At 32.1% G+C, this 24,655-nt stretch carries 19 protein-coding genes; 11 read left to right on the top strand and 8 right to left on the bottom strand.

Annotation, left to right across the window (positions count from 1 at the left end):
* Window positions 1-1,237: 1,237 nt before the first annotated feature.
* Both J5E45_RS06885 and J5E45_RS06890 read right to left on the bottom strand, forming a co-directional pair.
* Window positions 1,238-1,561, bottom strand: a complete 324-nt coding sequence (locus tag J5E45_RS06885) for a DMT family transporter (protein WP_208181918.1) — start codon at window positions 1,559-1,561, stop codon at window positions 1,238-1,240.
* A gap of 152 nt (window positions 1,562-1,713) precedes the next feature.
* Complete coding sequence (locus J5E45_RS06890) at window positions 1,714-3,339, bottom strand: BCCT family transporter (protein ID WP_039067516.1); 1,626 nt, start codon at window positions 3,337-3,339, stop codon at window positions 1,714-1,716.
* 471 nt (window positions 3,340-3,810) lie between these two features.
* Between J5E45_RS06890 and J5E45_RS06895 the strand changes: the two genes are divergently transcribed.
* From J5E45_RS06895 to J5E45_RS06915, 5 genes are all read left to right on the top strand, one after another.
* The gene (locus tag J5E45_RS06895; protein ID WP_208181919.1) at window positions 3,811-4,353 is read left to right on the top strand and encodes a TetR/AcrR family transcriptional regulator; all 543 of its coding nucleotides are present in this window, start codon (window positions 3,811-3,813) and stop codon (window positions 4,351-4,353) included.
* On the top strand, window positions 4,346-5,476 hold the full coding sequence (locus J5E45_RS06900) for an MFS transporter (protein ID WP_069793211.1): 1,131 nt from the start codon (window positions 4,346-4,348) through the stop codon (window positions 5,474-5,476). Before J5E45_RS06895 ends, J5E45_RS06900 begins: the two co-directional genes overlap by 8 nt.
* A gap of 670 nt (window positions 5,477-6,146) precedes the next feature.
* The gene (gene ppdK, locus J5E45_RS06905; RefSeq protein ID WP_208181920.1) at window positions 6,147-8,780 is read left to right on the top strand and encodes a pyruvate, phosphate dikinase; all 2,634 of its coding nucleotides are present in this window, start codon (window positions 6,147-6,149) and stop codon (window positions 8,778-8,780) included.
* Window positions 8,773-9,588, top strand: coding sequence for a pyruvate, water dikinase regulatory protein (locus J5E45_RS06910; protein ID WP_101050194.1), 816 nt, complete (start codon window positions 8,773-8,775; stop codon window positions 9,586-9,588). Before ppdK ends, J5E45_RS06910 begins: the two co-directional genes overlap by 8 nt.
* Before the next feature lie 470 nt (window positions 9,589-10,058).
* The gene (locus tag J5E45_RS06915; RefSeq protein WP_039067509.1) at window positions 10,059-10,976 is read left to right on the top strand and encodes an AEC family transporter; all 918 of its coding nucleotides are present in this window, start codon (window positions 10,059-10,061) and stop codon (window positions 10,974-10,976) included.
* Window positions 10,977-11,001: 25 nt separating this feature from the next.
* On the opposite strand, the gene J5E45_RS06920 is transcribed toward J5E45_RS06915, so the two are convergent.
* From J5E45_RS06920 to J5E45_RS06935, 4 genes are all read right to left on the bottom strand, one after another.
* Window positions 11,002-11,517 carry a hypothetical protein gene (locus J5E45_RS06920; protein ID WP_069793208.1) on the bottom strand — a complete coding sequence of 172 codons (516 nt, stop codon included), beginning with the start codon at window positions 11,515-11,517 and terminating at the stop codon, window positions 11,002-11,004.
* The gene (locus J5E45_RS06925; RefSeq protein WP_237282835.1) at window positions 11,510-12,043 is read right to left on the bottom strand and encodes a hypothetical protein; all 534 of its coding nucleotides are present in this window, start codon (window positions 12,041-12,043) and stop codon (window positions 11,510-11,512) included. Before J5E45_RS06925 ends, J5E45_RS06920 begins: the two co-directional genes overlap by 8 nt.
* Window positions 12,027-12,227, bottom strand: a complete 201-nt coding sequence (locus J5E45_RS06930; protein ID WP_069793206.1) for a helix-turn-helix transcriptional regulator — start codon at window positions 12,225-12,227, stop codon at window positions 12,027-12,029. Before J5E45_RS06930 ends, J5E45_RS06925 begins: the two co-directional genes overlap by 17 nt.
* Window positions 12,228-12,525: 298 nt before the next feature.
* A complete protein-coding gene (locus tag J5E45_RS06935) occupies window positions 12,526-13,071 on the bottom strand; it encodes a helix-turn-helix domain-containing protein (protein ID WP_208181921.1) in 546 nt (181 codons plus the stop codon).
* 86 nt (window positions 13,072-13,157) lie between these two features.
* Between J5E45_RS06935 and J5E45_RS06940 the strand changes: the two genes are divergently transcribed.
* The 6 genes from J5E45_RS06940 to J5E45_RS06965 all read left to right on the top strand — a co-directional run bounded on the left by J5E45_RS06940 (window position 13,158) and on the right by J5E45_RS06965 (window position 22,210).
* Window positions 13,158-14,342, top strand: a complete 1,185-nt coding sequence (locus J5E45_RS06940) for a CynX/NimT family MFS transporter (RefSeq protein ID WP_039067504.1) — start codon at window positions 13,158-13,160, stop codon at window positions 14,340-14,342.
* A 183-nt stretch (window positions 14,343-14,525) separates the two neighbouring features.
* Window positions 14,526-16,010: a cardiolipin synthase gene (gene cls, locus J5E45_RS06945; protein WP_208181922.1), complete on the top strand. Its 1,485-nt coding sequence runs from the start codon at window positions 14,526-14,528 to the stop codon at window positions 16,008-16,010.
* A gap of 351 nt (window positions 16,011-16,361) precedes the next feature.
* Window positions 16,362-17,762: a MocR-like transcriptional regulator GabR gene (gabR, locus tag J5E45_RS06950; RefSeq protein ID WP_039067502.1), complete on the top strand. Its 1,401-nt coding sequence runs from the start codon at window positions 16,362-16,364 to the stop codon at window positions 17,760-17,762.
* Between the two features lie 97 nt (window positions 17,763-17,859).
* Complete coding sequence (gene gabT / locus J5E45_RS06955; RefSeq protein WP_107548998.1) at window positions 17,860-19,176, top strand: 4-aminobutyrate--2-oxoglutarate transaminase; 1,317 nt, start codon at window positions 17,860-17,862, stop codon at window positions 19,174-19,176.
* Window positions 19,177-19,259: 83 nt separating this feature from the next.
* Complete coding sequence (locus J5E45_RS06960; RefSeq protein WP_039067498.1) at window positions 19,260-20,639, top strand: NAD-dependent succinate-semialdehyde dehydrogenase; 1,380 nt, start codon at window positions 19,260-19,262, stop codon at window positions 20,637-20,639.
* Between the two features lie 170 nt (window positions 20,640-20,809).
* Window positions 20,810-22,210: an APC family permease gene (locus J5E45_RS06965; protein ID WP_208181923.1), complete on the top strand. Its 1,401-nt coding sequence runs from the start codon at window positions 20,810-20,812 to the stop codon at window positions 22,208-22,210.
* A gap of 148 nt (window positions 22,211-22,358) precedes the next feature.
* Here J5E45_RS06965 and J5E45_RS06970 read toward each other — a convergent pair whose 3' ends face one another.
* The gene (locus J5E45_RS06970; protein ID WP_208181924.1) at window positions 22,359-23,366 is read right to left on the bottom strand and encodes a PTS sugar transporter subunit IIC; all 1,008 of its coding nucleotides are present in this window, start codon (window positions 23,364-23,366) and stop codon (window positions 22,359-22,361) included.
* A gap of 393 nt (window positions 23,367-23,759) precedes the next feature.
* On the bottom strand, window positions 23,760-24,650 hold the full coding sequence (locus J5E45_RS06975; protein ID WP_039067495.1) for a fructose bisphosphate aldolase: 891 nt from the start codon (window positions 24,648-24,650) through the stop codon (window positions 23,760-23,762).
* Window positions 24,651-24,655: the final 5 nt, after the last annotated feature.

Genomic DNA, 24,655 nt, shown 5'->3' on the forward strand with positions numbered 1-24,655 from the left:
TATAATAAGTAGCAAGGTTGTAATGTGAAAATTTTAAATTGTGAATATCATAAAATATAGTAGACTCATTTTTTAGTAAAGTATCAAAAAAGACTTTACAAATTACACAACCGACAATATAATAACTTTAAGTTATTACTAAATAATTCTATAAAATTTATAATAAAATTCTTTGTAGATACAAAACGTTTTGTTTTCAATCAGCAATTATTAAATAGTAATGGTGCCATTATTGAGTTATTAAGTGATAACTCACATCAATGTGTTATTGATGTACCATGGAATGAAAGGAAGTGGACATGATGTATAAAAAGTATTTATAAGTTTTTGAATGACTTATTGTAATAGTTTTACAAAATTATATTACACTACATGAAAATAGCCAAAACGAATTAACTTTGATAATGTACAAACATTATTGTGAATTGTTACACTGTATTGACTGAAAAACTAGTATGATAATCTCTTTGTATGTTAATTTGCCAAACGTTTATATTTTAAATAGTCACCTACTTTAGCACAATTATTGTGTTTGAACATGCCATTTTAAGTAATTTTCATACTTCAATTTGTTTAATATATCTAAATTGTAAAATGTAATTTCTCTATTTCACCTACTTTTAAATCCCGCAAAATAATAAGAGCCAGTTTAAATCAAATAGCAATTTGAAATAGAAAGAAGATAGCGTAAATGCTTTTATTTTTAACTTAGTTATACAAAAATATAATATGTGACTTATATGTTCTCATTAAAAAACAAGCTTAATAAGTTATTAAGTAGTTAAATCATATTATCCAAAAATGGCAATGAACTGGTGATGTTAAAAGTCCCAAGCAACAAATCAATGTAGCTTGGGCTTTTTTATGTAATACAAATTATATACTTTTGTACAATAAAGAAGGCCCCTAATTAAAATTTAATAAACACAACTAAATTCTAATTAGGGGCTTTCTATAAAAAATAAAATATGTCGCAATAATACCTGAGAGCGAATTTAAAAATTACCAGGCTAGCACATTTTATAACACTAAAAAGGTGTTTAAGATTAGTATATATAATCCTTTTTGAGATAGTGAAATTGAAAGGCTACAAACTATAGTATTACTATAATATAACGCTCTCAAAATCATAACTCTACATGTTAGGTGAAAGTCCTCCTTACCTAGCAAGTAAAGACACAATCAAAATTCCTCTTGATAATTATATTTGTAAATAAATTATAGGTGAATTAGTATTTTATTTTGAAGTACCCATAGTATTTAATAGTATGATTCCAAGTGTAATAAATATAATCGAAATTACGCCTATAGTATTTAAATTTTCTTTAAATATTATCACTGAAAGAATTGTGCTTAAAACTAATCCTAAGCCTGCCCAAGTAGCATAGCTTATACTTAAAGGTAAATATTTCATAGCTAAACTAAAAAAGTAAAAACAAATAATAAAAGAAACTATAGCCGAAAGACTCGGATAGAATTTGCTAAACCCAATAGAAGCTTTTAAAGAAACAGTTCCAGTTATTTCAGTTATGATCGCGATAAATAAATATAAGTATGACATAAAACTCCTTCCTCGTAACAAATACTTTTTATTTTCTTCTTACACAATATTTAATAAAAAAAAGGCACACACTCACGTGTGTGCCTTTTAGGAAATAATACATTATGAATTCTTCTTAATTCAGCCTAACATACAAAAATATGATAGGACAACTATTTTTCTGAGTCTCTATTTTCTGCTCTTTTGGCAATAATATCATCTTCAAATTTATCTTTTTGTGAATCGATATATTCTTTCATTCTATGTTTGTTAGGAGTTAGTGTTAACCCTAGGAATTTACGTTCCCTATTAGCGTCCTTATAAAAACTAACCATCATGCAAAGAATAATTACCGAGAATGGTAAAGCTGTCATTATAGCCATATTTTGTAATGCGTTTAATCCGTTATCTCCACCAGAGAATAGTAAAATAAACGCGATAAGTGCTTGTGCAACACCCCAAATGACTTTAACTATAGCTGAAGGATTTAATGAACCAAATGTGGTTTGCATTCCTAAAACAAAAGTTGCTGAGTCGGCTGAGGTAATAAAGAATGTTGCTATCAATAATAAAGTAACAATAGATAATATAAATCCTAGTGGAACTTCATTAAAGACTCCAAATAAAGCAGTTTCGGGCGGCATATTAAAGATTTGTGGATGGTCTTTAGCCGTTTCAATACCTAAAACGCCAAATGCTGCAAACCATACTAAACTTACAAGTACTGGAGCTAACATAACCCCAGAAACAAATTCTCTTATAGAACGACCTTTTGAAACACGCGCAATAAATATACCAACGAACGGGCTCCAACTAATCCACCAAGCCAATTGGAAGAAGGTCCATTGTGTCATCCAATCATTTTTTTGTGAGTCTAAAGGCGCTGTATCAAACATATTAAATAAAAATGTATTTAAATAGTCGCCTGTGGCACTTGTGAGCATATTTAATATTAAAACTGTTGGGCCAACGATAAAGATAAATAACAAAATAATACCTGCTAACCCTATATTAGCATTACTTAAATATTGGATGCCTCTGCTTAAACCTGACCAAGCACTGGCTAAGAATAAAATTGTTACGATGACAATAATAATACCTTGTGTCACAATATTGTTTGGTATGTTAAATAAATAATTAAGTCCACCTGCAATTTGCATAGCACCAAGACCTAATGAAACCGCAACGCCTCCAATAGTAGCAAAGACTGAAATAACATCTATAATTATACCAAGTGGTCCTTCTACTTTATCTCCAAATATTGGACGTAAAGTTCTTGAAATCAATGCTGGTTCATTCTTTCTAAATTGGAAGTAAGCTAATGCTAAGGCAACAACGCCGTATACACCCCAAGCATGAAATCCCCATTGCATGAATGCACCTCTTAAAGCTTCTGTATAAGCATGTGCCGTTTTAGGATCTCCTGTAGGTGGAGATGCAAAATGGCTAATCGGTTCAGCTGCTCCCCAGAAAACTAAACCAATTCCCATCCCAGCACTAAATAACATGGCAAACCATGAAATTGTATTGAACTCTGGTTTATCTCCTGGTTTTCCCAATTTTAGTTTTCCAATGGGACTAAATATCAAGAAAGTACAGAAAAATATCATTATAGCGACAATTACCATATAGTACCAACCGAAGTATTCAGTTATCCAACCAGTAATGTTATTACCTATATTGTTGAACTGAGTAGGAAACAGGGCACCTAAAAGTACTACAGCTGCTGTTATAATAATACTAAAGGTAAAAACTGAAGAAAGTTTTTTTCCATTAAATTTTTGATTTTTATTTTCCAAACTATGTACCTCCCTATGATTGAACATAAAGAAGAATAACAAAGTTTATAAAATAAAACAACAGGCTCAACATTGTTTTAAGAATATTTTAATCAAATTTAACGTTATTTATGAACTTTATAATAATAATAAAATTATGATGTTTAAAATTATAATTATCTTGTATTCCCTTATTTATAAGGTTTTTTATTAATGAGAGGTACTATAAATGAAGTTCATATTTTAAAAACATTTTTTTTGAGCATTTTTATCTGAACCATAGTTGTTTTTATATATTATTAATACAAGCAAAAATTTTAACTGTTTACTACATCTGCTAATAACAGTGAAAAAACATTAAATAGCTATATTGTATATATATCCTAATATTATAGGTAAAGTTATTTATATTTTTAATTGTAAAATACTGTTGAAAAAATTAGAGACTATATTAATATGAGAGTGAACGTTCTCTTTTTAAGGTGGGATATAATGACAAAATTAACTAGAAAACAAGAACAATTAATCTGCAGTGCAAATCAACTTTTTGATAAACAAGGTTTTAGTGCAACAGGCATTGACCAAATTATCCAAGCATCAAATGTTGCAACGATGACTCTATATAGAAACTATAAGTCTAAAGATGACTTAATTGTCGCCGTTTTAAAATATAGAGAAGATGTGTATATGAATTTCTTAGAAAGCAACAATGATAAAAGTTTAGAGCATATGATCAAGCAGCACTTAGAATGGTTAAAGAGTAAAAATACAAATGGGTGTTTATTTTTAAAAGCTATGGAAGAATTTAGACATTCAAATCAAGAGATTGTAGATATCGTCAGTAATCATAAAATAAAGGTGGCAAAATTAATAGAAGAAAAATTAGAAAGTGAAAATTATCATAACATAAAAGATTTAGCTAAAAAGTTACTCTTTATATTGGAAGGTAGTACATCAATGATAGAACATATGGATTTTGCGGATGTTAAATCTATTACGATAAGTCTTTCAAAAGGGGTGCTAAACAATGAATAATAAAATAATTATTTCTGGGACTTTAATGATTGCCGTTACTTACGGTTTAGCAAGGTTCGCTTTCGGCTTATTATTACCTAATATTTCAAGTGACCTCAAATTAGGCAGTGGTACTATGGGTATGATAAGTTCCGCAACTTATATTGCTTACTGTCTAGCTATTGCGATTTCTACTTACTATTCAAACCAAAAAGACCCAAAGTTGTTTGTTAGTTTAGCTGGTTTAACTTCTATTTTAGGTATTTTTATCATCTCGGTGTCTCATGAAGCAGTTTTATTATTCTTAGGTGTTTTTATTGCTGGTATGAGTACAGGATTTGGTTCACCAGCTTACGGTGAGGTTGTTCAAAATAATTTGAATAAAAGCACGCAAAACAAAGCTAATACATGGATAAATGCTGGTACTGGTTTTGGTATCGTAATCTCTGGACCTATCGCGTATATATTGTCTGATAATTGGAGAATTGTTTATTTAATGTTTGGCATTATAGCAATTATCGTTTTATTAATAAATTATCTTTATATACCTAAACATACTTCTGCTATAAAAAAATTCAAAATCCAAACACAGCCATACAGTTTGAAACCATTACTACAAAAAAGCATGTCTATAAACATTGCTTCTTTGATTTTAGGTTGTTCATCTGCTATTTATTGGACTTTTTCTAAAGATTATATTGCAACAGTACCTTCTAATTCAGACTTCATTACATCTTCTTTTTGGATATTAGTTGGAGTATCGGGTATCATCGGAGGATTTTCAGGTGGTTTAATTTCCAAATTTTCAATTAAAACTTTATATATTATTGTAGTATTAATGATGGCAACCTCTATTTTATCTTTAAATATTGATAACGCTAATTTATTTATTATATTTTTATCCGCGCTATTTTTCGGCAGTTCTTATGTGTTTTTAACAGGAATTTTAATGATATGGGGTATTAAAATTTTTGAAAAAGCACCCTCTTTAGGTATAGGAGTTCCATTTTTCACACTAGCTTTTGGGCAAATCATAGGCGCCATGGTTTCAGGAAATGTGATTCAAATTTCTTCTTATGAGTTGGCCTTTGCTGTATTTGGATTTTTCTCTTTAATTTCCATTATGTTTATCCCAAAAGTTTGAGATTATAGGGGAAATGGACAAAGTGCTAATAAAATTAGGTTATTTATTATTATTCATAGGTATAGAAAATTGTGAGGAAAGCACTAGAATACAAATTTCATTTTCAAAGTTAAGGACGAATCCATATAAAGGTGGATTCGTCCTTTTTATATTTAAAACATTATGATTTTGAAGATGAATAATTTTTTGTATGTATTGGGACTGTGAGTTTGCATTACGACTATTTCAATGAAATCAATATATATAAAGTTTGTATTTTTGTGTAAAAAAATAAAATGTTTTCATAGTAATTTAATCAGTACCATTAAATTTGCAATATTCCTTATGGATAAAAATTATAGAATGATTACATTACGCTACCACTCTAGTTACCGTATTTAAAATGTATTTAAGAAACTATATAAATACGATAATTATAATAGTAAAGGCATTATGAAAATGGGGATTGCAATCAAGTGTTTTATTTAAAGTTTAAGCTAAGAGATATCTTAAACTAAAAAAGTAGAAAATTATACTAAGTCATGCTTGATTTATACTATTTAAAAGATAAAAATTATGTCAAATAACGAAAAAAATAATGAATTTTTATATTTTAGTTGTTATTTTTCGTTTAATATGACATACTCAATAGCAATTAGTATATCATATTAACTATTTGAGGTGATTCAGTATGACAAAATATATTTATGCATTTGATGAAGGACAAAAGTCTATGAAAGATTTACTGGGAGGCAAGGGTGCTAATTTGGCAGAGATGAAGCGCTTAGGTTTACCGGTACCTGATGGTTTTACGTTAACAACAGAAGCTTGTATAAAATATTTAGAGCATGGATCTAAGCTTTCTGATGCGCTCATGGAGCAATTAAATACACAATTAACTGCTTTTTATGAACGTACACAAAAATCATTTTCTTCGGACTCATCTTTATTGTTAGTTTCAGTACGAAGCGGAGCCAAAATATCTATGCCAGGGATGATGGACACAATTTTAAATTTAGGTTTAAACGATGACAATGTTAAAAAGTTAGCTGAAAAGACTGAAGACGCTCGTTTTGCTTATGATTGTTATCGCCGTCTATTACAAATGTTTGGCGAAGTCGTATACGGTATTCCTATGGCATCATTTGATACATATTTCAATCAATATAAAGAAAAGCATGGTTATCAAAATGATGCAGATATTCCAGCTGAAGGGCTACAAGAAATTTGCGAACATTTTAAAGAAGTATATGTTGAAGAAGTTTATAAGCCATTTCCACAAGTACCCATTGACCAATTAACTGAAGCTATTGAAGCAGTGTTTAAATCATGGGACAACGACCGTGCCCGTGTATATCGTGAATTAAATGAAATACCACATGATATCGGTACTGCTGTAAATATTCAAGAAATGGTATTTGGTAACAGCGGGGAACGCAGTGGTACGGGAGTTGCTTTTACACGCAATCCAGTTACAGGAGAGTCTAAACTATTTGGAGAGTATTTATTAAATGCGCAAGGTGAAGACGTAGTGGCAGGTATCCGTACTCCTAAAGATATTGATTCATTGAGAGAGCAAATGCCACATGTACATCAACAATTTGTGGATGTTTCCAAACGTCTTGAAGCGCATTATAAAGACATGCAAGATATTGAATTTACAATTGAAAATGGACAATTATATTTACTGCAAACGAGAAATGGTAAGCGTACTGCTAATGCGGCCATACATATAGCAGTTGATTTATTTGAGGAGGGCGTTATAACTAAAGAAGAAGCAGTGATGAATGTTGAAGTAAAATCTATTGATCAGTTATTGCATCCTAATTTTGATGAGCAATCACTTAAACAAGCAACTACAATTTCTAAAATTGGATTGCCAGCAAGTCCGGGAGCAGCAAGTGGTAAGATTGTATTTTCGGCAGAAAGTGCGAAAGAACAAGCAGAAAAGGGCAATAAAGTTATTTTAATGAGACCAGAAACTTCTCCAGAAGATATTGAAGGGATGATTGCAAGTGAAGCAATCGTTACAACGCATGGTGGTATGACTTCCCATGCAGCCGTTGTAGCACGTGGTATGGGTAAATGTTGCGTTACAGGATGTTCTGATATCGAAATTAATGTCATAGATAAAGTAGTTAATTATTCAGGAGGTACGTTGTACGAAGGAGATGTTATTTCCGTAGATGGCGCTAAAGGCGATATTTATTATGGTGAAGTGTCGACGATGAAAGCAGAGCGCAGTAAAGCGTTTGAACAGTTTATGTCATGGTCAGAAGATGTAGCGAGATTACAGGTTAGAATGAATGCGGAAACGCCTCAAGATATTCAAACTGGTTATCAGTTTAATTCTAAGGGAATAGGTCTCGTTCGCACAGAGCACATGTTCTTCGGCCCTGAACGTTTGGTTGAAATGCGTCGCTTTATCTTATCAGATACTCAAGATAAACGTATTGCTGCTTTAAATAAAATTCAGCAATATCAAATGACTGATTTTGAAGAAATATTAAAGTTATCTGGTCAAAGACCAACGATTATTAGGTTGTTAGATCCACCACTTCACGAATTTTTACCAAGTTCGATGGAAGAAAAAAACAATGTAGCTCAACAGTTGAATGTGTCTGTAAGAGAATTGGAACAATACATTGAGAGTTTAGACGAAGTAAATCCAATGTTGGGGCATAGAGGTTGTCGCCTTGCTATTACGTATCCAGAATTGTATGTTATGCAAGTTGAAGCTATAGTGAAAAGTGCGTTATGTCTGAAAGAACAAGGTATTGAGTGTCAACCAGAAATCATGATTCCTTTAGTTTCTACAGTGGCTGAGTTTACAATTTTAAGAGCTAAAATTGTTGAAAAGATAGAACAATTGCAACAAGAGGCTGGAGAAACAATTCAATACTTAATTGGAACAATGATTGAAACACCAAGGGCTTGCCTAATCGCCGGTGAATTAGCGAAGGTATGCGATTTCTTTAGCTTTGGTACTAATGATTTAACGCAATTAACTTTTGGGTTCTCTAGAGATGATGCTGGTAAATTTATTGGTTCATATTCAGAACAAGGTGTTTTAGCAAATGACCCATTCCAAACATTAGATCAGGATGGTGTTGGTCAACTTGTCAAAATGGCTACACAACAAGCTAAATCTGTTAACCCGACTATTAAAATAGGTGTCTGTGGCGAATTAGGTGGCGACGATAAATCTATCCATTACTTTAATCAAATAGATATTGACTATGTTTCATGTTCACCATTTAGAGTTCCTGGAGCCTTGTTATCGACTGCGCAAAGTGAGGTTAAAGGTGGTCGATTACGTGTTTAATGATTCGATAGAACCACAACTCAGATTATATGTTATTTCAGATTCCATAGGAGAAACAGCGCAACGGATGGTACATGCAACGTTAACTCAATTTCCTGATGTATCACAAATTGAAATAAAAAAGTTTCCTTTTATAAAAAATGAAGAAGAGCTCATTAATATATTAAAAAGTGCTAAAGCACGCGCAGCAGTTGTGATAACAACATTAGTGAACCCTGAGTTTAATATTGTTGGTCAGCAATTTGCAAAAGAAGCGGGTATCCCATATGTTGATTACATGTCTGACTTAATTGGTATTATTCAGCAACGCACAAATTGTTCGCCTATTTTAGAAAGCGGAGCCTTACGTAAATTAGATGAAAATTATTTTAGAAGAATAGAAGCTATGGAATATTCTGTTAAATATGATGATGGTAAACATTTTACTAACATTGGAGAAGCCGATGCGCTTATTGTTGGTGTTTCAAGAACATCTAAGACACCCCTTAGTATGTATTTAGCGAATAAAGGTTACAAAATTGCAAATATACCGTTGGTGCCAGAAGTAGATATACCTGATGAAGTTTTTAGGCATAAGGAGTTAAAAGTATTTGGTTTAACTGCAAGCCCTAATTATATTTTAAACATACGTAATGAACGTGTGAAAGTGTTGGGGCTACACGGTCCAACAAACTATAACAGTATTGAAAGAATCAGAGAAGAATTAATATATGCTGAAAAGATTTTTGAAAAATTAAACGCAACAGTCATTAATACAGAATACAAATCTATTGAAGAATCAGCCTTTTATATAGAAAAGTTTTTATGATTTGATGTTATTACTATTTAGAGAATAGTAAAAGAAAATATTAAATCTAAAAACTAAAAATGGGACTGGGTATAAACTTCATTATCAAAAAATGACTAATCCACATGATATTGGATTAGTCATTTTTATATTTAAAGGGCGTTGCCAAAACAATTTCTACCGGTTGCTTAGAAAAAATTCAAACACTTCGTTACGGCTTTAATAGAGAAGAGATTGTTACACTAAATAATTGTCTAAATACTTTGTAACAGTATAATTATTTGAATGAATTACATTATTTTTACTAATTATAATTAAATTTTTTAAGAGGAATAGATACATTAAAGATTAATTTTGTTTTGAACTATAAGCTAATCTTATGTATATAAATAATAAATTAAATTTATACTTATAGTTATAATTATGGTAATTTAAGCTATAGTTAGGTGGGAGGAAGAGCACTGTTAAATACGCTATAGTGAGGGTTGTTTATGTTTATATTTATTATCTTAGAAGTTATATTACCCATTTTACTATTAATAGTTATTGGGGCATTTTTGCAAAGAAAATTTGACTTTAAATTACAAAATTTTTCTACGTTAATTACATATTGCCTAATGCCTGCTGCTGTCTTTATAAACATTTATCATATTAAGATTGAATTTCAAGTATTTTCGCAAATTATATATTATGTAGTGATTTACAGTATTAGTTTAATATGCATAAGTCACATTATTGCAAAATTATTAAAATTAGAGGATGGCGAAGGAGCAGCTTTAAAAAATAGTATATCTTTAATGAACTCTGGAAACTATGGATTACCTGTCAGCCAATTTATATTCAGCCAAAACCCATTGGGTGTTTCTGTACAAATTTTGATTTTAGTATTTCAAAATTTATTAACTTATTCATATGGTATGTATAATTTGTTATCAGCCACAAGTTCTATCAAAGATATCGTTACTTTTTTTCTAAAACTACCTGTGTTTCACGCACTTTTACTAGGTGTTTTTTTCCAAGTATTTGAAATTAAATTACCACAATTTGCGCTAATACCAATTGAGCAGCTTTCAGATGGCTTTGGTTCCATAGCGTTACTTTTACTGGGTGCTCAATTATCAAAAATTAAATTTAAATTTTTCCATCGTGTTATTACGATTTCGTTAATAGGCAGATTACTAGTAGGCCCAATGGTTTCTCTAGCTGTTATCTATATACTTAATATTGATGGCATTATTGCACAATCACTATTAATTGCGAGTTCATTTCCAACTTCTAGAAATGCATCGACAATTGCCATGGAATATCAAGTGGAACCAGAACTTCACGCGCAAATCGTCCTTTTTTCTACATTATTTAGTATGTTAACAGTTACTGGTGTGATTTATTTGTCTTATGTTTTATTTTAAATAAATCATAAGACAATTCATATTATTAATCATTATCTTTGTATGCTTTAATGAGTTTAATTCTAGCAAAACCATAAATGACAAAACCCGTTATAATAGCAATGATTAAATTAACAAATAGATTTTTCAAGATATCTGAACTTTGTGGTAAATCAGAACCTGAAATGAGTGGTATCCAATAATTATTTAGGTTGAATACTACAAACATTATAGTTGCGAATAATATGCTACTTTTATGTAATTTTTTTAATTGCATCTTATATTGTGCCTCAGTATATACTTCTAAAGTATCTACTTTTTTCTTACGAAGTGAAGCGATTAATATGATTGAATAGATTAAGATTAATATGAAAGTTAATGTACCTAATATAGGTAGGCGATTTAGATAGCTAGTTATAAAAAAATCTGACGCACTGATGATGAGTCCACCATAAAAAATCCATGGAGAGAACCTAGCATAATCATGTAATAGTTGTTGACGTTCATATTCGTCTGTAAATCTAAAATTAGGAATTAAACGTAGAATTTTGTCATTATTCATCATGTTTACCCCTTTCGTCGATTAGTTTTATCCGCGAATCCTTTGTAATCGTAAATATTATGATGACAATTAAAGGTAGATAGGTGCTGAACTTTGTTAATATAGCAAAATTTAAACTATTAACTGCAAGGATTGGCGCAATTACTATTGTAGTCAACAGCATATAGCTTATTGCAATAATTAAAAAAATGATCCTCTTATTACGAGTTTCTCGTAACAACTTATGATAAACTTCTTGATCTTTTACCTCTATTTCCAACGGATCTGCACTAAATCTACTCATAGACATTCTACAACCTAAAACAATAAGCAATAATACCCCACCAATAGTGAATGGAGATAAAAATTCTCGTTCAATATCGAAGAAAATAGATAAATAAACGAGTGCGATAAGTGCATATAATCCGATAATATTATGTTTGGCTAGTGTTTTATCAATTTCATACTGTTGATATTCATCTGGATTGCTCATTGAACCGATGAAATTTTGATATAACCACTTATCTTTTCTATTCATATGGATCATCCTCCCAAAATAAATCATTGAGTGTAACATCTAAAGCTTTCGCTATATTAATACATAAATTCAATGATGGATTATATTTATTATTTTCAATCATATTGATTGTTTGCCTTGATACTTCAACTGTTCTTGCAAGTGTAAGTTGAGACATATGCTTGGCGTTTCGATAATGCTTAACTTTATTCATGATGAATATATCGCCACCTTGTGTGTCAAATATATGTTACATGTACAATATATACGACATTTCTAAGAGTGTCAATGTTACATATTTTAAATTTAAATAATCAAAATAACATTATGTTGTGTTTTATTAAGCGGAATAGCTAATTTGTAGAAAAGATGTAAGAGCTGGCAGTTAAATATGAGGATTACATAAATTAATGAACATAGTAAAAGTCCCACTTGCTCAATGGATTGACAGTGGGACTTTTAGACGTGGATTTTATAAAGTAGTTCTTTAGAATAGTGACTTTGTAAACAGCTTATTGATAATACATGGTAGAGGTGAAAACAGCAGTGACATTGCTACGATTACGATAACTATGTGCCACATCACTGTTAAAACGAAAAGCCTGATGATGATTGATTGTGTAAATTGTTGAATCAACTTCTATTTCAAGGCTACCTTCGTTTACAATGATATATTCTTCGGAACCCATATGGTGAGGCGCTGAGTCCATTTTCCCATCGGGTTCTATTGCCATTTTAAACATTTCAAATTTCTTATGATCATCGTATGGAAAATATGGATAAATGGTAACTTTATCATCAATGATTGGCACAATGTCAGATTCATCAATAAAATCTACTGTATCATTATTTAATGATGTTAATTGTGATAAAGATAGATGAAGTCCATTGGCAATTTTCCACAGAGTTGTAATGGTAGGATTTGAATTTCCTTTTTCAATTTGACTTAACATATTTTTGCTGACTCCAGTTGCCTTTGCAACTTTCTCTAAGCTGAGTTGATATTTCTTTCGATGGTCAGCGATGTTTTTCGCTACTATATTCTGAATATTATACAATTGCATCGCTCCTATTTACAATATAACGTACATATCGTACCATATATTGTGTTGATTTTAAAATAATTCTCTCAAGGTGGTACAGTATGGAAAATTATAGAAAAACAAAACCATTTAATTGGTTATTGTTTATAGGCATTTTATTAGTTGGAGCAAATTTACGAGCGCCTATAACTTCTATAGGTGTAGCATTACCTGATATAAAAACAGATTTAGCATTATCTAATAGTGCCGTTAGTGTAATAACAGTAGTACCTTTATTAGCATTTGCTGTAATTTCGTTATTTGCTGCTAGAACGAGTAATAGGTTAGGGCTCGAAAAAACGGTTTTTCTAGCTTTATGGTTAATATTAATAGGAATTATTGTTAGATCAGTTACAGGCGTATCGTGGTTGTATATTGGCACTGTATTGATTGGTATAGGTATTGGTTTTGGTAACGTGCTCGCACCAGCAGTTATTAAAGCGAAGTTTCCACTGCATATTGGTATTATGACTGGTTATTATACTGTTGTTATGAATGTCTTTGGGGGCTTATCTTCATATGGAACAGCGCCATTAGTAAAAGCCTTTAATTATAATATTGCGATAAGTGTTATTGGCATAGTAACGCTTTTAACAATTATTTTATGGTCATTTCAATTAAAAGGTGAACAAGAGATGACGACCGCCATATCTGGAGAAAGTATTAATGTATGGAAATCACCGTTATCGTGGCAGATTACTATACTAATGGGGGGACAGTCGCTTATCTTTTACTCACTTATAAACTGGATGCCAGCATACCTTGCACAAAGTGGCATGTCCATCAGTGAAGCGGGTGCTTATCTATCGGTGCTTCAAATATCAATTATTCCATTTACATTTATTACGCCTATTTTTGCTACAAAAATGAAATCTCAGTTTTTATTAACTTTTATTACTGGGCTATGTTTTATAGTAGGTGTTGTAATTATGATATTTATTCCACAATTAGCAATTGTATCAACAATTCTTATTGGTATGGCGGGTGGTATTGCATTCGGTTTAGTTAACACGTTCTTTAGTCTGAGAACAGAGCATAGTGAAACAGCTGCTAAATTGTCAGGTATGGCACAATCTATTGGTTATTTATTTGCTGCAATTGGTCCATTACTATTTGGTATTTTACATGACATTACTGGTGAATGGTTGGCTTCATTATCCATTTTATTAATAACAGCATGTATTATCACGTTATTTGGTTCTCAAGCTGGTCGTAATCACACTATTGAACAAACTCTACAGAAATAACACAAATCATTTTATAAATAATAGACTGAAGAAGATGGTAAATTTAAAGATTTTACAATATAATTGAGTTTGATAAGCATTGCATTTTTAGTAATATAGATGTTTAATATTTAATTAAATTAGTAAATATTTTGAATGGTTTTATAAATCTTTCTACAAGCGAAAGTACAACGAGGTGAATTTATGCAATTAATTTTTGATCCAAGTATAAGTACGATCTATCGAGGCGTTTTAGCATTTTTCTTTGTAGTGAACATCATATTAGCATTTTTAATTGTATTTTTAGATAGAGACAGAAGAGATGCTACGGCAACTTGGGCATGGTTGTTCTTACTTTTCGTCATGCCTATACTAGGTTTCTTTATCTATATTTTCTTTGGTAGAGGCGTACGTAAGAAACGTGAACGAGGCTTTACACATAATCAAATAGAGGATGATATGAAACGTGTAAAATCTCAATTGAGTGCATCGACAAATAAAATTAGTGATTCTGATAATCCAATCGTCAGAAAGCACAAAGATATTGCGACAACATTATTAACAAAAGAACCATCATTCTTAAGTAATGATAATAATATTGATATTTATATTGATGGTCATGATTTATTTGCTCAAATGAAAGAAGATTTACGAAATGCTAAGTCCTACATTCATATGGAATATTATGTTTTAGAATTAGATGGCTTAGGTACTGAAATCGTTAATATTTTAGAAGAAAAAGCAAACGAAGGCTTAGAAGTAAAATTATTATATGATGCAGTAGGTTCAAAATCTGTCCATAAATCAAAATTCAAAGCATTCCAAGAAGCAGGTGGTCAGGTTGAAGCATTCTTTCAAGCTAAAATCCCTTTAATCAATTTCAGAGTGAATAATAGAAACCACCGTAAAATTGTGGTCATCGATGGTATGACAGGTTATGTTGGTGGTTTTAATATTGGAGATGAATATTTAGGGTTAAATGAAAAATTTGGTTATTGGAGAGATACACATCTAAGAGTTAGAGGCGATGGTGTAGATGCATTACAGTTAAGCTTCATCCATGATTGGAACTCTCAAGCAAAACGTGAGCAGTTAGAATATAATGAAAAATATTTCCCAGAAAATGCAAATCAGGGTGGCGATGTATCAATGCAATTGGCACTTAGTGCACCAAGTGATAATTGGCATCAAATTGAATTTGGTTATATGAAGATGATTATGAATGCTAAAAAATCTATTTATATGCATAGTCCATATTTTATTCCAGATAAAGGTTATATTAATGCTTTGCGTATTGCTGCTAAGTCAGGAGTAGATGTACGTTTAATCATACCTTGCAAACCTGATCATATCTTTGTATATTGGGCGACGATTTCAAGCGTGGCTCAGCTTATACGTGATGGTGTTAAAGTATACACATACGAAAATGGTTTCATCCATTCAAAAATGATGATTATTGATGACGAAGTTGCAAGCGTAGGTTCTGCAAACATGGATATTCGTAGTTTTGAATTAAACTTTGAAATAAATGCATTTATGTATGATGAACATATTACTAAAAAACTTAAAGATGCTTTCTTTGAAGATTTGAAAGTATCACAAGAATTGACAGAAGAGCGTTATAATCAACGTTCTAATTGGATTAAATTTAAACAAGCTATTGCAAAATTAGCTTCGCCTATATTATAAATAAGAATTAATGTATCCCGAAAAGAGATAATAATTAGAATTTAAAGTAGTAGTTATCAGAAAGGTAACTGTTGCTTCAGAACATAGATAAGAATTGGGACATAAATCCTAGAAAAATAGCATTCAGATGAATTGAATTACTTCATCTGAATGCTTCTTTTTATTCAATACTTTGTATTGTTGGCTCGCTTTCTTAGGGGACAGCTTCAGCATGTAGTCTTCAGCTTGTCCTGTTCCCTCAATAGTCTCGCCAAAATACGTCGCATTTATATGATATAATTTATAAAATCATGAATTACTATAGCTAATATTAATAATAATTTATTTATTGAATAATAGAGAGGTGTGCCTATGCAGCGTGATACAAATCAATATATCTATAGACAATTATATAAACGTTTGAAGTCTGATATGCTAGCTTCTAAATACGAAAGCCATGAAAAGTTACCTTCCAAAAGAAATATGGCGAAGCATATGAATGTAAGTGTGAATAGCGTCAAAGCAGCATATGAACAATTATTAGCTGAAGGATATATTTATACAGAAGAGCGGAAAGGCTATTTTGTGGAGCCATTAGATAAATTAATCATTAACCCAGAAGCCCAAAATACAATTGCTTCGTATAAAAGTGCTGCAGAAATAGATTATGACTATTCATTTTCTCATATGAGCACTGACATATCTGAATTTCCAATAGATATATGGACAAAATTAACCAAACGTGTCTTTCAAGACTATGATCATTACCTCTCATCAATTCCAAATGTAAAAGGACCAATAGAACTAAGACAATCTATTGCTAAACTCGTCTCTTATCAAAGAGGTATTCAATGTCATCCAGAACAAATAATTATTGGTTCAGGCACCAATACATTATTAATGAAATTGATACAACTCATGTCTGAAAATGTGAAGATTACAGTTGAAAATCCAGGATATTCTAGGTTCAGGACTATATTGCAGCAAACACAAACACAAATGGTTCCTGTTTCATTAGATAATAAAGGTATTTCTATAGAAGAAATTAAAAAGGTACAACCAGATGCTATTATTGTGACACCTTCGCATCAATTTCCTATGGGCACAATTATGCCTGTATCTAGACGTATAAGCTTATTAAACTGGGCGAGTAAGACGCACAGTTACATTATTGAAGATGATTATGATAGCGAATTCAAATATGAAACGGATAATATTCCTTCATTATTTAGTTTTGATAAAAATGAACGCGTAATATATTTAGGCACTTTTTCAAAAACGTTAATGCCAGCGTTGCGTATCAGTTATATGATATTACCAGCGAAATTAGTTCGAAAATTTGAAGTACAAAATCAAAGTACAATTCCTGATTTTTCAATATTAAATGCTTTAACATTAAATTTATTGATTAAAGAAGGACACTATGAAAAATATCTAAAAAGGATGCATCAGTTATACGGTAAAAAGAGGGCATGTCTTATTGAGGAATTGCAAATGACATTTGGTAATAATATTGATATCAAAGATACGCAAGCAGGTTTACATTTTATTATTGAAGTTGTTTCACCGTATACTTATGAAGAAATTGAAGCCCGAGCTAAGGAATTTAAATTAGAGCTTTATACAATAAATCGTTTTAATGTGAAAGCGCTTCAAAATAATAGTGAGCGAAAGACATTGATTATTGGTTTCTCTAAAATCGAACAACAGCAAATACCTGAAGCGGTTCAACGTTTAAAAAAAGTAATCATTGATCCATCTGGTACCATATAATGAGTTAAACTGGTACTTTACAGAACACCAATAATATTTTAAATTTTTAGACAATAAATGAAATAACATTTGTAATTAAGTTATAGGAGGTTTCATGATGTCAGATAAATTTAATTATTATAAAAAGCAACGTGAAAAATATGTAGCACGCGGTGTAGGAAACGGAAATTTGCATGTTGCTAATGAAGCGCAAAGTGCAACCATTAAAGATGTTGAAGGTAATGTATTTATTGATTTTGCCGGCGCAATTGGAACATTGAATGTGGGACATACACATCCTGAAATTACGAAGCACTTAAAAACACAATTAGATAAATTTATACATCCAGGGTTTAATGTGATTATGTATGAAAGTTATCTAAACTTAGCACAAAAGTTAACAGAGATTACACCAGGTAGCTTTGAAAAAAAATCAATATTGCTTAATTCGGGCGCAGAAGCCGTAGAAAATGCAGTGAAGATTGCAAGAAAATACACCGGCAGACAAGCTGTCGTTTCATTTGTAAGAGGGTTTCATGGTAGAACAAATTTAACTATGTCTATGACAAGTAAAGTGAAGCCTTACAAATTCGGTTTTGGGCCATTTGCGCCAGAAGTTTACCAAGCACCTTACCCTAATATTTCTGAAAAATCTGAAGAATTATCAAATGAAGCTTATACAGACCAAATTATCAATAAATTACATGATTTCTTTATAGAAACGGTAGATCCAACTGATGTAGCTTGTATTGTTATGGAACCTGTTCAAGGTGAAGGTGGATTTATTATCCCAGATTCTAAATTTGTAAAAGCAGTCAAGCAGATTTGTGATGATAATGGTATTGTCTTCGTCGCTGATGAAATACAAAGTGGCTTTGCGAGAACGGGTAAAACATTTGCTATAGAACATTTTGATGTTGAACCAGATTTAATCACAGTTTCTAAATCATTGGCTGCAGGATTTCCATTAAGTGGTGTAGTGGGTAAATCAGAAATTATTGATAGCGCTGCGCCAGGAGAATTAGGTGGAACTTATGCTGGTAATCCATTAGCTTGTGAGGCTGCGCTTAAAGTTATTGAAATTATAGAAACAGAAGATTTAAACGGTAAAGCTGAACGATTAGGTTATAACTTAGAAACATATTTAACATCGTTGAGTGAAACGTATAATCAAGTCTCAAGAATACGACGTTTAGGTGCAATGGTTGCTTTTGAAGTGGTTAATCCTGAAACTGGTGAACCTGACAAAGCATTAACAGGCAAGCTTGTACAAGTAGCAAACGAAAAAGGTTTATTGTTGCTATCTGCAGGTATTAAAGGAAATGTCGTTAGATTCTTACCACCATTAGTTATTACAGATGATGAATTAAATGAAGGATTACGTATTTTAACTGATGTGTTTGAGACTGTGATTTCTAAAGAAGGTATCGCATAAACGACTAAACTTTATACTTTTTGATATAGGGTATGGGTAATTATAAGTATCTTATAATTAATCAATAAAAAGGAGACCTTAATATGACAAAATTAGAAGTATTTAACCCAGCGACAAATGAAGTCATCGAACGTTTAGATTATACAAGTAATGAAGATATTCAAGCCCAAATAGAACGCGCACATAAAGCATTTCAACAATGGAAAAAAATAGACGCTCACGAACGTTCTGCTAAATTGATGAAATGGGCAGAGCTTATAGATGAACATCAAGATGAACTTGCGCGTCTCATCACATTAGAAGGAGGGAAACCGCTTGCTGAAGCAAAAGGTGAAGTGACTTATGCTAATTCCTATGTAAAGTGGTATGCAGAAGAAGCAAAACGTGTATATGGTCGCACAATTCCAGCCAATGCTCCATCTAAAAAAATCATTATAGATAAATTTCCGGTAGGTGTTGTTGGTGCAATTACGCCATGGAATTTCCCAGCAGCTATGATTACACGTAAAATGGCACCAGCTTTAGCAGCTGGTTGTACAATTATTTGTAAACCAGCAGTAAAAACGCCATTAACAACGATTAAATTAGTAGAACTTGCACATGAAGCTGGATTCCCTAAAGATGCTATTTCTTATATTATTGCATCTGGTAAAGATGCGGGCGATTTATTTACCGAACACGAACTTATCAGTAAAGTGACCTTTACTGGATCGACTGCAGTTGGGAAAACATTGATAGAACAATCTGCACAACAGGTTAAAAATGTAACTATGGAATTAGGTGGACTTGCGCCGTTAATTGTGCATAAAGATGCAGATATTGATGCAGCTGTTGATGGAACGATTGCTTCTAAATTTAGAAATGCAGGTCAAACGTGCATATGCGCTAATAGGATTTATGTACATCAAGATATTGCAGAAGCATATACTGAGAAATTAATTGAAAAAGTGCACGCACTGACTGTAGGTAATGGTTTAGAAAGTGACGTGAAAGTAGGTCCTCTTATCGATGAACAAGCTGTTAAGAAAGTATTAACGCATATTACTGATGCACAAGAGAAAGGTGGGGAATTGTCTCGTAGTATTGAAGAGATTCAATCGTTAGGTGGCAATTTCTTGAAACCAGTAGTTATCTCTAACGCAAATTTGGATATGAAAGCTATGCATGAAGAAACATTTGGACCAGTCGCGCCCGTTATGACATATGAAGATTTAGATGAGGTTATCCGTATAGCAAATGATACAGAATTCGGTTTAGCATCATACTTCTTTACTAATGACTATCGTACTGGACTGAAATTCTTCAATGAATTAGAATATGGCGTTATTGGTTGGAACGACGGAGGCCCTTCTGCTGCCCATGCACCATTTGGTGGTTTGAAAGAAAGTGGTTATGGTAGAGAAGGCGGCATAGAAGGTATTGAACCATACTTAGAAACAAAATACCTTTCTATTCAAGAATAATTTTATGAATTAATGCTTAAAGTAATTTCAATTGAAATATAAACAAGGGTTGAAGGTTTAAGAAATAATGATCAAGGACAAGGTTGTAAACACAGTGATGAAATTATATTACTGTGACAACCTTGCCTATATTATTATTTTAATTTGAAGAATGTAATGGGGTATGTTCAATGAAATCACAAAAATCACAGTTTGATAAATCAATGAATATTGTTGATGTCTTATTTCTTGCAATCGGTGCCATGCTTGGATGGGGATGGGTCGTGTTATCAGGTGAATGGGTATCAACAGCAGGTTTTATAGGAAGTATTGTTGCCTTTTTAATAGGAGGCTTTTTAGTAATTGTAATTGGTCTTACATACGCAGAACTTGCTTCTGCAATTCCAGAAACTGGTGGAGGGTTTGTCTTTGTTAAAAAAGCATTTTCACCAGGTATTGCTTTTATTTCTGGTTGGTCAGTATTATTTGGCTATGTATCAGTGATTACGTTTGAAGCAGTCGCTTTACCCACAGTAATTGATTATGTTATTCCTTTTCAACATCAAGGATTCATGTGGAATATTGCTGGATGGGACGTGTACTTAACGTGGGTGCTAATTGGTTCTGTGGGAAGTATTGTCTTAACATCATTAAATTACTTTGGTGTTAAACCTGCAGCGATAATGCAGACGGTCTTTACAATATTTATTGTTTCAGTCGGTTTGCTACTCGTTTTTGGTGCTGGATTTAATGGTAATTTCAGTAATTTAAAGCCATTTGAACATGGTGTAGGTGGAACAATGTCCGTGTTGATGATGATTCCTTTCCTATTTGTTGGGTTTGATGTTATACCACAGATTGCTGAAGAGGTGAAAGCACCTTCTAAAAAAATTGGTGGTATTTTAATCTTATCTATTATTGCATCTGTGATTTTTTATTTACTTATTGTTTTTGGTGTCGCAACAGGATTATCTCCAAAAGCACTTGGCACAAGCAGTCTAGCTACAGCTGATGCAATGGTAAATCTTTTTGGGCATAGTGGATTTGGCGTTTTACTCGTACTGGGTGGCGTCGCCGGCATTATTACCAGTTGGAATGCATTTATTATAGGTGGTAGTAGAATTTTGTATGCTATGGCTAAAAACAAAATGATTCCGCAATGGTTTGCTTATATTCATCCTAAATTCAAAACACCAACACACGGTATTTTATTTTTAGGCGTACTTGCATTTGTAGCCCCGTTATTAGGAAGACCAGCACTTTCATGGATTGTTAATGCTGGAGGTATTGGGGTCGTATTAGGCTATTTATTAGTAGCAATTTCATTTTTAAAATTGCGTAAGACACAGCCAGATTTAGAAAGGCCATACCGTATTAGAAATGGTAGAGTTGTAGGTATTATTGCAGTTGTACTTAGTATTTTGTTTATAATTATTTATCTTCCTGGCATGCCTTCATCACTTGCTTGGCCGGCAGAGTGGTTAATCGTATTAGCATGGTACTTTGTTGCTTTTGTTCTTTATTTTACTCAAAAGAGAAAGGTGACAACAAACCGACAAGTGCCAATACAAGGTGAAAATCAATCTAATTAGCATTGAATAAAAATAGGTGACTAGATTTCTATAAGCTAGGTTTAAGCAGCGATAGAAATTTAGTCACCTTTTTTCTTTTCACAGAGGAAGCATTGATAATAAATAGATTGTTACTTAGCGCTTAATGAATAATATAAAATTATAATCTTTAATTAGCTATATTGATACGTTGATCTCCGGGTTTAATCCATTGTTTATTTAAGAAGAATTTATATAACATAAAGCTGAGGCATGAAGGTAGTAAAATATGGAATACAGCTATCAGTAACCATGTTTGAAGCGAACCACCCATCGTATTAATCGTCATAATTTGACCTATAAAACCACTTGTGCCCATCCCTGCGCCTGCAGGATTATTCGTCATCGGGAATAGCGTCGTCATAATTGGTGCAGCAATTGCGCTTGTAAGTGTTGGAGGTAAGAGAATCATTGGATTTTTAATAATATTTGGAACTTGTAACATGCTCGTTCCAATACCAATAGACAGTAAGCCGCTCCAACCATTATCTTTATAACTATTGACTGCAAATCCTACCATTTGGGAAGCGCAACCGATAGTGGCTGCACCAGAAGCTAAGCCACTTAAATCAAGCATCAAAGCAAGCGCTGCGCTAGAAATAGGAGCTGTTAAGGCTAGGCCAAATATAACGGATACGACTATCCCCATAATCAATGGTTGTTGTTCTGTGCCCACAATAATCACTTTACCTAAACCAGTCATGAACTGATTTAAAGCTGGACCACATAGTTTTGCTATTGCACCACCAACTACAATGGTAAGCAAAGGGGTAATGATGATATCAATTTTTGTCTTACCAGCATAAATTCTACTTAATTCAACGACAATAAGTGTTGCGATATATGCACCTACAGCACCACCGCCAAATGTGTCATAACCAAGCGTCCCAACGATAACACAAGAAAAAATAACTAATGGTTTGGCGCCAAGGCCATAAGCTATAGCAACACCGATTGCTGCACCTGTTACGGACATAGCTACCTTGCCTATTTCAGATAAGAAAGATAAATTAAGTTGTGGTATTAATGTTTGACTGCCTAATGTTTCTAAAATAAGTCCAATTATTAATGAACCAAATAAGCCAAGTGCCATAAAGCTTAAAGCTTCAATAACCCATCTATGTAAATGATTTTTCATTAAGTATGCTCCCTATTTTTTAAATAAAGTTATTTTTTAAATTAATATTAGTATATAGATAGTTTTCAGTATTGGCTAGTTTATTTAGAAATTTATACAGATATTAGTATGTACAAAGAAATAATAAATCGCACTATAATAAGTGAATAGGGGAGTATATATAAATGACTTTAGAGTTGATATAAGAATTACAAATGCTTCTAAGAAAGCTTTATGGAATCTGTCATTTCATAAGTTATTATATGTATATGTAACTAAAGCTCACTTAGTAAATTGAAAGTATTATTGCAATGAAAATTGAGGCTGGGACACAAATATAACGTCCCAGCCTCAGAAAGCTTAATTATTTAATTTATATAGCGATACGTGTTATGAAACTATAAGAATGGATACTTAGTTTTTGTTAACAGAAGCATCATAGATAGATTCAACTGTTTCGCCTAAAATTCTATCGAACTCTTCATCTGATTGATTTACATTTAAATCATTGATAAGTGCACGAGAGAAACTTGCTATTAAATCTTTGTTCTGTTTAAGTACTTCATTTGCATGTTCTCTGCTATAACCACCAGATAATGCAACGACACGAACAACGTTTGGATGATTAATTAGCGGTTGATATTGGTCTGCCTTAGTAGGGATAGTTACTTTAAGCATTACTAATTGGTCATCATTTAATTTATTTAATTCTTCTAAGATAGAATCAGTTAAGTAAGCTTCGATTTCTTCTTTGTTTTCAGCATTAATATTAACTTCAGGTTCAATAATAGGAACTAAACCTGCAGCAATGATTTGTTTAGCTACTTCAAATTGTTGTTTAACTACTAAATCAATACCATCTTTATTAAGTTCTAAGATATTAGAACGCATTTTAGTACCAAAAATTTTATGTTTGTTTGCACGGTTTAATAAGTCGTCTAACTCAGGCATTGGTTTCATTAATTGAACGCCATCTTTTTGTTCATCTAAACCTTTATCTATTTTTAAGAATGGTACGATACCTTTATCTGCAAGGTAGTCACCAGTATGTTTACCTTCTACTTCACGATCCATCGTTTGTTCGAAAAGGATTGCACCAACAATTTTATCAGAGCTAAATGAAGGCGATGAAACAATACGTGTACGCATGTCATGAACGAGTTTGAACATTTCGTCTTCACTATTGTATTGATCTTCAGTAACACCATAGTCACTTAACGCTTTAGGTGTACTACCACCACTTTGGTCTAATGCTGCAATGAATCCTTTACCATTTTTTACTTTGTCAAATTGTTCTTTATTCATTCTTA

This window comes from Staphylococcus shinii, assembly GCF_017583065.1.
Lineage (GTDB): Bacteria > Bacillota > Bacilli > Staphylococcales > Staphylococcaceae > Staphylococcus > Staphylococcus shinii.